We start from the raw sequence: 15,275 nt of genomic DNA, 5'->3' as shown, positions 1-15,275 counted from the left end.
GACACCCGATGTACGAAACCTTCTTCAAACTCAGCGGCAAGCCTTTCCAGCTCAACCCCGACCCGGCCTTCTTCTACGGCAGTCGGGGGCACCGGCGCGCGATGGCCTATCTCGAATACGGCCTGCACCAGAGCGAGGGCTTCATCGTCATCACCGGCGAGGTGGGTGCGGGCAAGACCACCATCGTGCGCAGCCTGCTCGAGCAGCTCGATCCGGCCAAGGTCGTCGCCGCCACCATCGTCAGCACCCAGATCGACGCCTCCGACATGCTGCGCATGGTCGCCGGCGCCTTCGGCGTACCCAGCCGCAACCTCGACAAGGCCGGCCTGCTGCTCGCGATCGAGACCTACCTCGTGTCGCTCGCCGCCGCCGACAAGCGCGCGCTGCTGATCATCGACGAGGCGCAGAACCTGTCCGCAGCCGCGGTCGAGGAACTGCGCATGCTGTCGAACTTCCAGCTCGAGGATCATGCGCTGCTGCAGAGTTTCCTCGTCGGCCAGCCCGAGTTCCGCGAGATGATGCAGCGCGCCGAGATGCAGCAACTGCGCCAGCGCGTGATCGCCTCCTATCACCTCGGCCCGCTCGACCTGCAGGAGACGCGCGGCTACATCGAGCACCGCCTGCGCCACGTCGGCTGGAACGAGGACCCGCGCTTCGAGCCCGGGTCCTTCAACGCGATCTACGGCCACACCGGCGGCATCCCCCGCACCATCAACACCTTGTGCGACCGTCTGCTCCTCGCCGCCTATCTCGGCGAGAGCCATGTGGTCACCGAGGCGCAGGTGCGCGAGGTGATCGCCGAGCTCAAGGAAGAGTTCGCGCCGCCGCGTACGCGCCCGGTGGCCGGCATGGGACGCGCGGTGCTGAGGGACGCCGAGCCCGCTGCGGCGATGCCGCCGGTCGATGCGCTGGCGGTCGAGCGCCTGCGCGTCTCGCCCGAGCTTGCCGACCAGGTCGCCGGCATGGCCGGCAGCTACGACCTGCAGCGCATCGAGGCACGTCTGGCCGGCCTGGAGCAGTCGGTGTCGGCCACGCTCGCAGTGCTCAACCAGTTGCTGCAGGCGGTGCGCCGCGATGCCGCGACCGAGGAGGAAGGTCGATGAGCGCGCATCGCCTCTCGGCCGCGCCGGTGATCTGCATCGTCGGCGCACGTCCCAACTACATGAAGGTGGCGCCGATCATCCGCGCCTTCGCCGCCCACCAGCCGCCGATCCCCACGCTGCTGGTGCACACCGGGCAGCATTACGATCCCGCGATGAAGGACCGCCTGTTCGCCGATCTCGACCTGCCCGAGCCCGACGTCAACCTCGCGGTCGGCTCCGGCTCGCACGCGGTGCAGACCGCCGAGGTGATGAAGCGCTTCGAGCCGGTCATCGACGAGCATGGCGCGCGCGCGGTGCTGGTGGTGGGCGACGTCAACTCGACGCTCGCCTGCGCGCTGGTGGCGAGCAAGCGCCACATCCCGGTGGTCCATGTGGAGTCCGGTCTGCGCAGCAACGACCGCCGCATGCCCGAAGAGATCAACCGCATCCTCACCGACCAGATCTCCGACGTGCTCTACACCACCGAGCGATCCGCCCACGACAACCTCGTCCGCGAAGGCATCCCCGCCGAGCGTGCGGTTTTCGTCGGCAACGTCATGATCGACAGCCTGCGCGCGAGCCTGCCGCGCGCGGTGCCGGCCGACGTGCTGCTCGCCGCGGCCGGCCTGGACGCGAGCCGGATCGCCGGCGGCTACGGCGTCGTCACCCTGCACCGTCCGTCCAACGTCGACAGCGCCGACACCCTCGGCCCGATCATCGACGCCCTGCGCACGGTGAGCGAGGCGTTGCCGCTGGTTGTCGCGCTGCATCCGCGCACACGCAACAACCTCGAGCGCTTCGGCATGCTCGATCGCCTCGCCGGCTCCGGCTTCCTGATCCTGCCGCCGCAGGGCTACCTCGAGATGCTCGGCCTGATGTCGGGTGCGCGCATGGTGCTGACCGACTCCGGCGGCATCCAGGAAGAGACCACCGCGCTCGGCGTGCCCTGCGTGACCATCCGCGAGAATACCGAGCGCCCGATCACGGTGGAGCAGGGCACCAACACCCTGGTCGGCATCCGCCCCGAGGCGATCGTCGCCGCGGCGCGCGAGATCCTCGCCACCGGTGGCAAGGCCGGGCGGGTGCCCGAATACTGGGATGGACGCTGCGCCGAGCGCATCGCTGCCCATCTGCACGACTGGCTCGTCGAGCACGAGACGGTCCACGCCGCGCCGGGGGGTTGAGGTGGCCGCACGCATCACCAACGCCTTCACCTGCGACGTTGAGGACTACTTCCAGGTCTCCGCGCTCGCGCCGCATTTTCCGCGCGAGCAGTGGGACAGCGTGCCCTGCCGCGTCGAGCGCAACGTCGATCGCATCCTCGCGCTGCTCGACGGCCACGGCGCGCGCGGCACCTTCTTCACCCTGGGCTGGCTCGCCGAGCGCTATCCCGGCCTGGTGCGCCGCATCGCCGCCGCGGGCCACGAGGTGGCGAGCCACGGCTACGCGCACCAGCGCGCGAGCGACCTCACGCCCCAAGCCTTCACGGCCGACATCCGCCTGGCCAAGGTGATCCTCGAGGACATCACCGGTAGTGTGGTGACCGGCTACCGCGCGCCCAGCTTCTCGATCGGCGAGGCCAACCTGTGGGCGCACGACTGCATCGCCGAGGCGGGCTACCGCTACAGCTCGAGCGTGTATCCGGTCCGCCACGACCACTACGGCATCCCCGACGCGCCGCGCTTCCCGTGGCGCCTGCCCAACGGCCTGGTCGAGGTGCCGATCACCACCGTGCACATGCTTGGACGCAACTGGCCCGCGGGTGGCGGCGGTTTCTTCCGCCTGCTGCCCTATGCGCTGTCGCGCTGGCAGATCGCGCGCGTCAACGCTGCCGACCGTCGCCCGGCGATCTTCTACTTCCACCCCTGGGAAATCGATCCCGAACAGCCGCGCGTGACCGCTGCCACGGCAAAGACCCGGTTCAGGCACTACATTAACCTCCAGCACACCGAAGCCCGGCTCGACCGGCTTCTCTCCGATTTCTCCTGGGGGCGCGCCGACGAAGTCTTCCGCGACGCCGCCTGAACCCGACTGGATCCGGATGCGCGCCATGGACCGATTGCCGATCGTCGTGAACCTGCTCAAGGGCGAGGACGCGCCGCGCTGGGACGATTTCGTGCACCGCTGCCCGCAGGCCACCTTCTTCCACCTGTCCGCCTGGCGCGAGCTCATGGAAGAGGTGTTCGATCACCGCACCTTCTATCTTTACGCCGAGCGCGCCGGCGACATCGTCGGCGTGCTGCCGCTCGCCGAGGTGCGCAGCCGCCTCTTCGGCCATGCGCTGGTGTCGCTGCCCTTCTGCGTCTATGGCGGCATCGCCGCCGCTGAGGACGCCGGCCCCGAGACCCTGCACGCGCTCGAGTCCAAGGCCGAGACGCTGGCGCTGGCGCTCGGCGTGCAGCACCTCGAATACCGCAACCTGCAGCCGCGCCACGAAGAGTGGCCGCGCCAGGCCGAGCTCTATGTCACCTTCCGCAAGGAGATCCTGCCCGAGGTCGAGGCCAACCTGCTCGCCATCCCGCGCAAGCAGCGCGCCATGGTGCGCAAGGGCATCAAGAACGGCCTGGTGGGCGAGATCGACGCCGGCGTCGAGCGCTTCTTCGCCCTCTACGCCGACAACGTGCTGCGCCACGGTACGCCGGCACTGCCGAAGAAGTTCTTCGAGCGCCTCAAGGAGCGCTTCGGCGAAGCCTGCGAGGTGCTCACCGTCACCTCGCCCGCGGGCAAGCCGCTGTCGAGCGTGCTCAGCTTCTACTTCCGCGACGAGGTGCTGCCCTACTACGCCGGCGACGACCTCGCCGCGCGTGAGTTCGCCGCCAATGACTTCAAGTACTGGGAGCTGATGCGGCGCGCCTGCGAGCGCGGCTGCAAGGTGTTCGACTACGGCCGCAGCAAGGTCGGCACCGGCCCCTACGCCTTCAAGAAGAACTGGGGCTTCGAGCCGCAGCCGCTGTCCTACGAGTTCCGCCTGTACAAGCGCGACAGCATCCCGCAGAACAACCCGATGAACCCCAAGTACCGGGCCTTCATCGCCCTCTGGAAGCGCCTGCCGATCGGCGTGGCGAACCGGCTCGGGCCGCACATCGTGCGCAACCTGGGGTAGGGCGGTGCAGGACAGCCGGCCGCCGCTCCTCTACCTCACGCACCGCATCCCCTATCCGCCCAACAAGGGCGACAAGCTGCGGTCGTTCAACATCCTGCGCCAGCTCGCCCGCACGCATCGGGTGTGGCTGGGCAGCTTCGTGGACCACCCGGATGACCACCGCCACATCCCGGCCCTGCGCCAGTGGTGCGAGCAGACCTGCGTGATCCCGATCGAACCGGGCATCCGGCGCTTTGCCAGCTTGCGCGGCCTGTTGCGCGGCGAGGCGCTGAGCCTGCCCTACTACCGCAGCCCGCGCCTGGCGCGCTGGGTGGGTCAGGTGGTGGCCGAGCACGGCATCCGCTCGGCCGTGGCCTTCTCGGGGCCGATGGCGCAATACCTCGACGTGCCCGGGTTGAGCCGCCGCGTGGTCGACTTCTGCGACGTCGATTCGGCCAAGTGGACGCAGTACGCCGCCGACCGGCGCTGGCCGATGTCCTGGCTGTACCGGCGCGAGGGCGAGCGCCTGCTCGACTTCGAACGCCGCGCCGCGGCCGGCGTGGAGGCGAGCCTCTTCGTCACCGAGGCCGAGGCCGAGGTCTTCCGGCGCGCGGCGCCCGAAGTCGGCGACCGCGTCGGCGTCATGCAGAACGGGGTCGACGCCGAGTACTTCGCGCCTGCCAACGCGGGGGCTTCGCCCTATCCGGCGGGCGCTCCGGTGATCGCCTTCAGCGGTGCGATGGACTACTGGCCCAACGTCGACGCGGTGTGCTGGTTCGCCACCGAGCTCCTGCCGGCGATCCGTCGCGCCATGCCCGGCGTGCGCTTCTGGATCGTGGGCATGAACCCGGCGCCGGCCGTGCAGGCGCTCGCCGGCGAGGATGTCGTGGTCACCGGTACCGTGCCCGACGTGCGCCCCTACATCGCCCACGCCGACCTCGTGGTGGCGCCCCTGCGCATTGCGCGCGGCATCCAGAACAAGGTGCTGGAAGCGATGGCCATGGCGCGCCCGGTGGTGCTCTCGGCCGCGCCTGCCGTGGGTCTGGCGGCGCGCGACGGGGTGGAGTGCAGCATCGCCGACGATGGCGACGAGCTGTGCCGGCGCGTGGTCGAGCTGCTTGGGGATCCGTCGCGCCGCGCCGCGATCGGCGCGGCGGCGCGGGACTGCGTGCTGCGCGCCTACAGCTGGTCGGCGCACCTGCGCACCCTGGACTGGCTGCTCGATGCGCAGGGCACGGACGCAGGCCTCGCGCAGGCGGTGCAGGCCCGCGAGGGCGCCGCGCCGAACGCGCCGGCGCTCGTGCGGACACCATGAAGGACGTCGCCCGGCCGCTGGTGCTGCACCTCGTGTACCGCTTCGACGTCGGCGGCCTGGAGAACGGGGTGGTGAACCTGATCAACCACCTCCCTGCCGAGCGCTTCCGTCATGCGGTGGTGGCGCTCACCGAATGCACCGAAGGCTTCTCGCGCCGCATCGAGCGCGCGGACGTGCGCTTCGTGTCGCTGCACAAGCCGCCCGGCCACGGCCTCAAGCTCTATCCGCGCCTGTACCGGCTGTTCCGCGCGCTGCGTCCTGCGATCGTGCACACGCGCAACCTCGCCGCGCTCGAGGCGGTGGTGCCGGCGCGGCTCGCCGGCGTGCCGGCGACGGTGCATGGCGAGCACGGCTGGGACGTCTCCGACCCCGGCGGCACGCGGCGCAAGTTCCAGTGGCTGCGGCGCGCCTACAGCCCCTTCGTGAACCGCTACGTGGCGCTCTCGGGCCACATCGAGTCCTATCTCGTCGAGCGCGTGGGCATTTCCCCCGCGCGGGTCGCGCGCATCTGCAACGGCGTGGACGCGCGGCGCTTCCACCCCCGCCTGTCGGCGCAGGCGCGCAGCCTCGCCGGTCTGCCGGAAGGCTTTGCCACCCCCGGCACGGTCATCGTCGGCACGGTCGGGCGGCAGCAGGCGGTCAAGGATCCGCTCGCCCTGGTGCGCGCCTTCGCGCTCGCGCGCACACACGGCGGGGTCGGGGGCAGGCTGCGCCTGCTGCTCGCGGGCGACGGGCCGCTGCGTGCCACGCTCGAGGCCGAGATCCGCAGCAGCGGGCTGGAAGACGCCGTCTGGCTGGCCGGCGAGCGTGCCGACGTGCCCGCGGTGATGCGCGCGCTCGACGTGTTCGCGTTGCCGTCGCGCGCCGAAGGCATCTCCAACACCGTACTCGAGGCGATGGCGAGCGGGCTGCCGGTGGTCGCCACCGCGGTCGGCGGCAATGCGGAGCTGGTCGTGCCCGGCGAGACCGGCGCGCTCGTGGCGGCCGAAAACCCGCGCGGCATGGCGGAGGCGTTGCTGTGCTACGCTGCGAATGCTGCATTGCGGCAAAAACATGGCCTGGCTGCGCGCCGGCGCGTCGAGGCGGAGTTCAGCATCGAGCGCATGGTGGCCCGCTACGCCGAGCTCTACGAATCCCTTCTGCGCCCGCAGGGCGCAGCCTGACGAGGACACGCGATCATGTGCGGCATTGCCGGCCTCTTCGACACCCGTGGCAGACGCGACTTCGAGCGCGCCCTGATGCAGCGCATGAACGACGTCCAGCACCATCGCGGCCCGGACGAGGGCGGCTACCACTTCGAGCCGGGCGTCGCGCTCGCCCACCGCCGCCTGTCCATCATCGACCTTGCCACCGGCCAGCAACCGCTGTTCAACGAGGACGGCTCGGTGGCGGTGGTGTTCAACGGCGAGATCTACAACTTCCAGGAGCTCGTGCCCGAGCTCGAGGCGCTCGGTCACGTCTTCCACACCCGCAGCGACACGGAGGTCATCGTGCACGCCTGGGAGGCCTGGGGCGAGGACTGCGTGCAGCGCTTCCGCGGCATGTTCGCATTCGCGCTGCACGACCGCAACCGCGACACCTTCTTCATGGCGCGCGACCGCCTCGCGGTCAAGCCGATGTTCTACGCGCTGCTGCCCGACGGCACGCTCGCCTTCGGTTCCGAACTCAAGGTGCTGATGCAGCACCCGGCGCTCGACCGCCGCATCGACCCGCTCGCGGTCGAGGAGTACTTCGCCCTCGGTTACGTCGCCGAGCCGCGCACCATCTTCCTCGGCGCCAGGAAGCTCGGCCCCGGCGAATCGCTGTGCATCCGCCGCGGCCAGCCGATCCCCGCGCCGAAGCAGTACTGGGACGTGCGCTTCACCCTCGACAACGACATCGGCCTCGCCGACGCCACCGCCGAGCTGACCGAGCGCCTGCGCGAATCGGTGCGGCTGCGCATGATCGCCGAGGTGCCGCTGGGTGCCTTCCTCTCCGGAGGGGTCGATTCGAGCGCGGTGGTGGCGACCATGGCGGGGCTCTCGGACGATCCGGTCAACACCTGCTCGATCGCCTTCGACGATCCCAAGTACAACGAGTCGGCTTTCGCGCAGAAGGTCGCCGACCGCTACCGCACCCGTCACTTCGTCGAGACCGTCAAGTCCGACGACTTCGACCTCATCGACACCCTGGCCGCGCTCTACGACGAGCCCTACGCCGACAGCTCGGCCATCCCCACCTACCGCGTGTGCCAGCTCGCGCGCAAGCAGGTCACCGTGGCGCTGTCGGGCGACGGCGGCGACGAGAGCTTCGGCGGCTACCGCCGCTACCGCATGCACCTGATGGAAGAGCGGATGCGCGCCGCGCTGCCGATGGGGGTGCGCCGGCCGGTGTTCGGCCTGCTCGGGCGCGTCTATCCGAAGGCCGACTGGGCGCCGCGCGTGTTCCGCGCCAAGACCACCTTCCAGGCCATGGCGCGCGATTCGGTCGAGGCCTACTTCCATTCGGTGTCGCTGCTGCGCGGCGACATGCGCCAGCGCCTGTTCTCCGCCGATTTCCGCCGCAAGCTCGGCGGTTACGACGCGCTCGAGGTCTTCCGCCGCCATGCCGCAGCCGCCGGCACCGACGACGCGCTCGCGCTGATCCAGTACCTCGATCTCAAGACCTACCTGGTCGGGGACATCAACACCAAGGTCGACCGCGCGAGCATGGCGCACTCGCTCGAGGTGCGCGAGCCGCTGATGGACCACAAGCTGGTCGAGTGGCTGGCGACGCTGCCCTCCGGGCTCAAGATCCAGGGCAACGAGGGCAAGTACCTGTTCAAGAAGGCGATGGAACCCTTTCTGCCCAACGACGTGCTCTATCGCCCCAAGATGGGCTTCGCCGTCCCGCTCGAGCGCTGGTTCCGCGGTCCGCTCAAACAGCGCGTGCGTGACGCAGTGCTTGGCGAAACCCTGGCCGCCACGGGTATCTTCGAGCGCAGCTACCTCGAGCATCTGGTCGACGCCCACCAGTCCGGCGCGCGCGATTACAGCGCCCCGCTATGGACGCTGCTGATGTTCGAGGCTTTCGTCCGCAACACCGCCGCTGGCGCGATCCTGCCGGCCGCGATGGCCGAGGCGGTCTGAACGCGACGTTCCGAATATCTCATGCGCATCCTGCACATCCTCGATCACTCGATCCCGCTGCACAGCGGCTACACCTTCCGTACCGCGGCGATCCTGCGCGAGCAGCGCGCGCTCGGCTGGGAGACCTTCCACCTGACCTCGCCCAAGCAGGGCGAGACGAAGGCCATGGTGGAGGAGATCGAGGGCTTGCGTTTCCACCGTACCGGCGTGCCGACGCCGGCGAGCAGCGGCATCGCCGAGCTGCGCCAGATCCGTGCGGTGCAGGCGCGCATCGAGCAGCTCGCGGCCGAACTGCGCCCCGACATCCTCCACGCCCACTCGCCGGTGCTCAACGCCATTCCGGCCATCCGCGCCGGGCGCAAGCTCGGCATCCCGGTCGTCTACGAGATCCGCGCCTTCTGGGAAGACGCCGCGGTCGACCACGGCACCACCACCGAGGGCAGCCTGCGCTACCGCGCCACCAAGGCGCTCGAGACCTGGGCGATCAAGCGCGCCGACCACGTCTTCACCATCTGCGAAGGCCTGCGCGCCGACATCGTCGGCCGCGGCATCCCGGCGGCCAAGGTCACGGTCATCCCCAACGCGGTCGACATCGAGTCCTTCCAGCTCTCGGGCGACGCCGACCCTGCCTTGCGGGAGCAGCTCGGCCTCGCCGGCACCACCGTGGTGGGCTTCGTCGGCTCCTTCTACGCCTACGAGGGCCTCGATCTGCTGCTCGAGGCCTTCCCCGCGCTGCTGCAGAAGCGCCCCGAGCTGCGCCTGCTGCTCGTCGGCGGCGGGCCGCAGGACGAAAACCTCAAGGCTCAGGCCCTGCGCCTCGGCGTGGCCGACAAGGTCGTCTTCACCGGGCCGCGTGCCGCACAAGGACGTCAGCCGCTACTACGACCAGATCGACCTGCTCGCCTATCCGCGCCACTCCATGCGACTCACCGAGCTCGTCACCCCGCTCAAGCCGCTCGAGGCCATGGCGCAGGGTCGGCTCTTCGTCGCCTCCGACGTCGGCGGCCACAAGGAGCTGATCCGCGACGGCGAGACCGGCAGGCTGTTCAAGGCCGGCAGCGCCGAGGCGCTCGCCGCCGCCATCGACGACCTGCTCGCGCACCGCGAGCGCTGGCCGGCGATGCGCGCGGCGGGGCGGCAGTTCGTCGAGGACGTGCGCAACTGGACGAACAGCGTGGCGAATTACACGCCGGTGTATCGCAGCCTGGTCGCGAAGCCTCGCGCTGCGGCATGAATTTCTCCGCGCTGCGCGTCCTGCTCGTCGGGCCGCTGCCGCCGCCTGCCGGCGGCATGGCCAACCAGACCCGCCAGCTCGCCGAGCTGCTGCGCGGCGAGGGCGCGTCGGTCGAGGTCGTGCAGGTCAATGCGCCGTATCGTCCGGCTTGGGTCGAAAGGCTGAAGGGCGTGCGCGCGCTGTTCCGGCTCCTGCCCTACCTGCTGCGGCTGTGGCAGGCCGCAGGGCGGGCGAACCTCATGCATGTGATGGCCAACTCCGGCTGGTCCTGGCATCTCTTCGCCGCGCCGGCGGTGTGGATCGGCTGGCTGCGTGGCGTGCCGGTGGTGGTCAATTACCGCGGAGGCGAGGCGGCCGGCTTCCTTGCCCGCTCGGCGGCGGTCGTGCGTGCCACCCTGCGCCGCGCGTCCAGCCTGGTGCTGCCGTCCGGCTTCCTGCTCGAAGTCTTCGCGCGCCATGGCATGGCCGGGCGCATCGTCTCCAACATCGTCGACCTCGAGCGTTTCCATCCCGCGACGGCGCCGCGCGCGGCCGGCGAGGGCCCGCATCTGGTCGTCGCCCGCAACCTCGAAGCCCTCTACGGCAACGACACCGCGCTGCGCGCCTTCGCGCGGCTGTGCGCGGCCTGGCCGGCGGCGCGCCTCTCGATCGCCGGCAGCGGGCCGGAGGCCGCGGCGCTGGCCGCGCTCGCGCAGGAACTCGGCATCGCCGAGCGGGTCCGCTTCACCGGTCGCCTGGACGGCGAGCAGATGGCTGCGCTCTACCGTGACGCAGATCTCATGCTCAACCCGAGTCGGGTGGATAACATGCCCAATGCCATCCTCGAGGCGCTGGCGAGCGGCCTGCCGGTGGTCACCACCGACGTCGGCGGCATTCCCTTCATCGTCACGCAAGGCCACACGGCCATGCTGGTTCCACCCGACGATCCGCAGGCGATGGCCGACGCCGCGCACAAGGTGCTTGCCGACACCGGCCTGCGCGCCGCGCTGGTCGCCGCCGGGTGCGCCGAGGTGCAGCGCTACCGCTGGAGCTCGGTGCGCGCACAACTGCTGTCCGCCTACGCGGATGCGATTGCCGCGAAGAGGGCCACATGAACATGAAAGGAACCGCGATGCTTCAATCCGTGCGGCCGGGCGCGATGCCGACCCACCTGCAGGCGACCGACGCCCGCCCTGCGACGCTCGGTGATCCGCGCACGCGCAGGCTTCACCTGGCGGTGCTGGCGCTGGGACTGCTGTGGCTGCTGTTCTGGTATCGCGACACCTTCCTGGCCATGGTGGGCATCTGGGACCGCTCGGACACCTTCGCCCACGGCTTCGTGATCGCGCCGATCTCGGCCTGGCTGGTATGGCGGCGCCGGCACTTCATCGACCATGTGCCGATCGCGCCCTCGCTGCTCGGCATCTGCGCCGGACTCGTCGCCGGCGCGGCCTGGTTGCTCGGCGAGCTCGCCAGCGTCGATGCGGTGTCGCAGTTCGCCTTCGTGGGCATGCTGGTGGGCTTCGTCTGGGCGGTGATGGGCAGCGCGGTGGTGCGCACCTACGCCTTCCCGATCGGCTTCCTGTTCTTCATGGTGCCGTTCGGCGAGTTCCTCTTCCCCACCATGATGCAGTGGACCGCCGACTTCATCATCTGGGCGGTGCGCGCCTCCGGAGTGCCGGTGTACGCCGAAGGCTTCCTGCTGGTGATCCCCTCCGGGCGCTGGCAGGTGGTGGAGGGGTGCAGCGGCGTGCGCTACCTGATGGCCTCGATCGTCGTCGGCAGCCTGTACGCTTACCTGAACTACCGCAGCACGCAGAAGCGCCTGCTTTTCGTCGCCGCCTCGATCGTGCTGCCGGTATTCGCCAACTGGCTGCGCGCCTACGGCATCGTGATGCTCGGCCACCTCACCGACAACCGCCTCGCTGCCGGGGCCGACCACCTGATCTACGGCTGGGTCTTCTTCGGCATCATCATCCTCGCGCTGTTCTGGATCGGTTCGCGCTGGCAGGAGGACGAGGAAGAGGCCCCGGCCATGCCCGTCGGCTCCGCGCGATCGTCGGGCGTACGCACCGGTGGCCTGGGCTGGCTGGCCGTGGCGGTGGTCGCGGTGGGGCTGTGGGTGCCGGTCCTCGGCCACCTCGAGCGCCAGGGCGAGCAGGGGCCGGTGCGCTTCGCCGCGCTGGAGGGGCAGGGCGCGTGGCAGCGGACGGAAGCGGGCGAATTGCCGCCGTGGTCGCCGAGCTATTCCGGCATGCGCGACACCTTCCGTTCGACCTGGCGCGCGGGGAGCGTTCCGGTGGGGGTGTACATCGGCTATTACCGCGACCAGGGACCGGGCAGGGAGTTGATCAATTCCGAGAACCGCGTGCTGATCAGCAAGGACCCGGTGTGGCGCATGACCGCCGCGGGTCCGGTCCGGGTGCAACTCGGCGACCAGGCGCAGGCGTGGCGCACGCTGGAGATGGCGAGCGAGCATGCACGCATGGTCGTCTGGTACGCGTACTGGATCGGCGGCCGGTGGACCACCAGCGATCATCTTGCCAAGGTCTATCTGGCGCTGAGCCGCCTGCGCGGCGAAGGGGACGATTCGGCGGTGGTCATGCTGCATGCGCCGCAGGGTCAGGGCGGGCACGCCGGCACGATCGCCGCGCTTGAAGACTTCGCACGCGAGATGGGCGGGCCCCTGCAGGCCATGCTGGATCGCACCGCGAACCCTTGAGGCGGAGGAAAACGAAATGTCCGGCCTCTACACCCGCCTGGTCTCGGGCCTGCTTTTCCCGCTCCACGAGCGCCTCAAGCAACACGACAGCGTCGCCCTGCGGCGCGGCCTGGAGGATAGCCAGTGGTGGCCGCGCGAGCGCATCGAGGCCCTGCAGCTCGAGCGCCTGCGTGCGCTGCTGGTGCATGCGCGCGACCACGTGCCCTATTACCGCGAAGGCTTCGCGCGCATCGGCTTCGACCCCGCGGCGATCGCCAGCCTGGCCGAGCTGCAGAGCCTGCCCTTCCTGGGCAAGGCGGAGATCCGCGCCAATACCGAAGCCTTGAAGGCCGACGACGCGGTCGGACTGGCTCGCTTCAACACCGGCGGCTCGAGCGGCGAGCCGCTCATCTTCTTCATCGGCGACCGGCGTGTGAGCCACGACGTCGCCGCCAAGTGGCGCGCGACGCGCTGGTGGGGCGTCGACATCGGCGATCCCGAGATTGTCGTGTGGGGCTCGCCGATCGAGCTCGGCGCGCAGGACCGGGTGCGCGCACTGCGGGATCGGCTGTTCCGTACCGAGCTGCTGCCCGCCTTCGAGATGTCCGCCACGAAGCTGGACGGCTTCGTCGCCCGCATCCGCGCGCGCCGCCCGAAGATGCTCTTCGGCTACCCTTCGGCGCTGTCCCATATCGGCCTGCACGCCGAAAGGCGCGGGATTCGCATGGACGACCTCGGCATCGAGGTGGCGTTCTGCACCTCCGAGCGTCTCTACGACCACCAGCGCGAGGCCATCGAGCGTGTCTTCGGCTGCCCGGTCGCCAACGGCTACGGCTCCCGCGACGCCGGCTTCATCGCCCACCAGTGCCCGCAAGGCGGCATGCACCTCACTGCCGAGGACCTCATTGTCGAGATCGTCGATGGCGAGGGCAGGGTGCTGCCGCCCGGGCAGGCGGGCGAGATCGTCGTCACCCATCTCGCCACCGGCGACTTTCCCTTCATCCGCTATCGCACCGGGGACGTGGCGGTGATGGACACCGCGACCTGCGCCTGCGGGCGCGGCCTGCCGATGCTGAGGGAGATCCAGGGACGCGCGACCGACTTCGTCGTCGCCCGCGACGGCACCGTGATGCACGGGCTGGCGCTGATCTACGTGCTGCGCGACCTGCCCCAGGTGGCGGGCTTCCGCATCGTGCAGGAGTCGCTGGAGCACACTCGGGTGCAGGTGGTGCCGGGCGTGGGGTTCGACGCCGACACTGTCGGTCGGATCGAGCACGGTCTGGCGGCCCGGCTCGGCGAGGGGGTGCGGATCGACGTGGAGCAGGTTGCCGAGATTGCGCCGGAGAAGTCCGGAAAGTATCGCTACGTCGTCAGCAAGGTCGACGCCTCGGAGGTGTCATGCGCGACCTGATCGTCACCCTCGCGGTGTTCGGCACGCTGCCCTTCATCCTCAGATACCCGTGGATCGGCATTCTCGCGTGGTCGTGGCTGAGCTACATGAATCCGCACCGGATGGCCTGGGGCTTCTCGACCTCGATGCCCTTCGCATTCATGGTCGCGCTCGCCACTTTCGTCGGCATCCTGTTCTCGCGCGAGAAGAAGGAGATCGTGTGGTCGCGCGAGACCTGGCTGATGCTGGTGTTCACCGGATGGATGTTCCTGACCACGGCTTTCTCGTGGTATCCGGGCCTGGCCTGGCCGCAGTGGGACAAGGTGTGGCGGATCATGTTGATGACCTACGTCACCCTGATGCTGATCCGCGACCGCGATCGCGTTCATTGGCTGGTGGTCGTGATCGCCTTCTCGTTGGCCTTCTACGGGGTGAAGGGCGGCATCTTCGTCCTGACGGGGGGTAGCGGACACAACGTGCGCGGCCCCGGAGGCTCCTTCATCGAGGACCGCAACTCGATCGGCCTCGCCCTGCTGATGACGGTCCCGCTGCTCTGGTACATCCGCCTGCAGCTCAAGGTGGCCTGGCAGCGCCTGGGGCTGCTCGCCATGTCCGTCCTCACTCTGATCGCCGTGATCGGCACGCATTCGCGCGGTGCGCTGGTCGGGCTCGGCGCCATGGGGGTGTTCTTCCTGCTCAAGGCGCGCAACCGGCTCGGGGTCCTGATCGGGATCATCCCGGTGGTGCTGGTCGTGTTCTACGTGATGCCGCCGGAGTGGTTCGAGCGCATGCACACGATCCAGACCTATGATGAGGACGGCTCGGCACAAGGGCGCATCTACGCCTGGGGGAATGCCGTCTACATCGCCAACTCCAGCCTGCTCGGCGGGGGTTTCCGCGCGGTCACGGGCTTCGGAGGCACCGATTCGCACAGCAACTGGTTCGGTACGCTCGGCGAGCAGGGCTGGCCCGGTCTCGTCATGTTCGTGCTGCTGCACATCTTCACCTGGCGGTCGGCGACACAGATCATCCGCATGGTGAAGCCGCACAAGGAACTGACCTGGGCGCGGGACCTCGCCGCGATGATCCAGGTCAGCCTGATCGGCTACATGTCGGCCGGCTCCTTCCTGGGCCTGCAGTATTTCGACCTGTTTTACCACCTGATCGTGATCATCGTGGTGGTGCACGAACTGGTTCGGCGGGCGGTCGGGGAAATTGCCGAACCGCGGGTGCAAGCTCGGGGAAGCAGCGCCTCCGGGCTCGAGCGGCCATTGTCGAGTGCCGGCCCGACGCCGCCCGACAAGAGCCATCTCCCGCAACCCCGCGTTGCCGGTGGCCGATTCGCGAGCTCCAGGTCGCACCGATGAGATCGAGCCTCCGGCGCA

At 69.6% G+C, this 15,275-nt stretch carries 11 protein-coding genes and 1 pseudogene; all 12 read left to right on the top strand.

Annotation, left to right across the window (positions count from 1 at the left end; all coding sequences use genetic code 11):
* The first annotated feature begins 8 nt into the window (after positions 1-8).
* Positions 9-1,103: an XrtA/PEP-CTERM system-associated ATPase gene (locus TMZ1T_RS15795; protein WP_012585897.1), complete on the top strand. Its 1,095-nt coding sequence runs from the start codon at positions 9-11 to the stop codon at positions 1,101-1,103.
* The gene (wecB, locus tag TMZ1T_RS15790) at positions 1,100-2,266 is read left to right on the top strand and encodes a non-hydrolyzing UDP-N-acetylglucosamine 2-epimerase (RefSeq protein WP_004299630.1); all 1,167 of its coding nucleotides are present in this window, start codon (positions 1,100-1,102) and stop codon (positions 2,264-2,266) included. The genes TMZ1T_RS15795 and wecB overlap by 4 nt, the downstream gene beginning before the upstream one ends.
* Position 2,267: 1 nt before the next feature.
* Positions 2,268-3,107 carry an XrtA system polysaccharide deacetylase gene (locus TMZ1T_RS15785; RefSeq protein ID WP_012585896.1) on the top strand — a complete coding sequence of 280 codons (840 nt, stop codon included), beginning with the start codon at positions 2,268-2,270 and terminating at the stop codon, positions 3,105-3,107.
* A gap of 25 nt (positions 3,108-3,132) precedes the next feature.
* Positions 3,133-4,185, top strand: coding sequence for a FemAB family XrtA/PEP-CTERM system-associated protein (locus tag TMZ1T_RS15780; RefSeq protein WP_041589897.1), 1,053 nt, complete (start codon positions 3,133-3,135; stop codon positions 4,183-4,185).
* A gap of 4 nt (positions 4,186-4,189) precedes the next feature.
* Complete coding sequence (locus TMZ1T_RS15775) at positions 4,190-5,479, top strand: TIGR03087 family PEP-CTERM/XrtA system glycosyltransferase (protein WP_012585894.1); 1,290 nt, start codon at positions 4,190-4,192, stop codon at positions 5,477-5,479.
* Positions 5,476-6,642, top strand: a complete 1,167-nt coding sequence (locus TMZ1T_RS15770) for a TIGR03088 family PEP-CTERM/XrtA system glycosyltransferase (RefSeq protein ID WP_012585893.1) — start codon at positions 5,476-5,478, stop codon at positions 6,640-6,642. Before TMZ1T_RS15775 ends, TMZ1T_RS15770 begins: the two co-directional genes overlap by 4 nt.
* A gap of 15 nt (positions 6,643-6,657) precedes the next feature.
* A complete protein-coding gene (locus TMZ1T_RS15765; protein ID WP_012585892.1) occupies positions 6,658-8,586 on the top strand; it encodes an XrtA/PEP-CTERM system amidotransferase in 1,929 nt (642 codons plus the stop codon).
* Positions 8,587-8,607: 21 nt separating this feature from the next.
* Positions 8,608-9,820: pseudogene (locus TMZ1T_RS15760) on the top strand (TIGR04063 family PEP-CTERM/XrtA system glycosyltransferase).
* The gene (locus TMZ1T_RS15755) at positions 9,817-10,914 is read left to right on the top strand and encodes a glycosyltransferase family 4 protein (protein WP_041589688.1); all 1,098 of its coding nucleotides are present in this window, start codon (positions 9,817-9,819) and stop codon (positions 10,912-10,914) included. The pseudogene TMZ1T_RS15760 and the gene TMZ1T_RS15755 overlap by 4 nt, the downstream one beginning before the upstream one ends.
* Positions 10,911-12,521, top strand: coding sequence for an exosortase A (gene xrtA / locus TMZ1T_RS15750; RefSeq protein WP_004299615.1), 1,611 nt, complete (start codon positions 10,911-10,913; stop codon positions 12,519-12,521). The genes TMZ1T_RS15755 and xrtA overlap by 4 nt, the downstream gene beginning before the upstream one ends.
* Before the next feature lie 16 nt (positions 12,522-12,537).
* The gene (locus TMZ1T_RS15745) at positions 12,538-13,911 is read left to right on the top strand and encodes a phenylacetate--CoA ligase family protein (protein ID WP_012585890.1); all 1,374 of its coding nucleotides are present in this window, start codon (positions 12,538-12,540) and stop codon (positions 13,909-13,911) included.
* Positions 13,899-15,257 carry a putative O-glycosylation ligase, exosortase A system-associated gene (locus TMZ1T_RS15740; RefSeq protein WP_012585889.1) on the top strand — a complete coding sequence of 453 codons (1,359 nt, stop codon included), beginning with the start codon at positions 13,899-13,901 and terminating at the stop codon, positions 15,255-15,257. The genes TMZ1T_RS15745 and TMZ1T_RS15740 overlap by 13 nt, the downstream gene beginning before the upstream one ends.
* Positions 15,258-15,275 lie beyond the last annotated feature (18 nt).

It is taken from the genome of Thauera aminoaromatica, from assembly GCF_000021765.1.
Taxonomy (GTDB): Bacteria; Pseudomonadota; Gammaproteobacteria; order Burkholderiales; family Rhodocyclaceae; genus Thauera; species Thauera aminoaromatica.
Note: the sequence above shows the minus strand (reverse complement) of the source record. Positions and strands in the feature narration are given on the sequence as shown.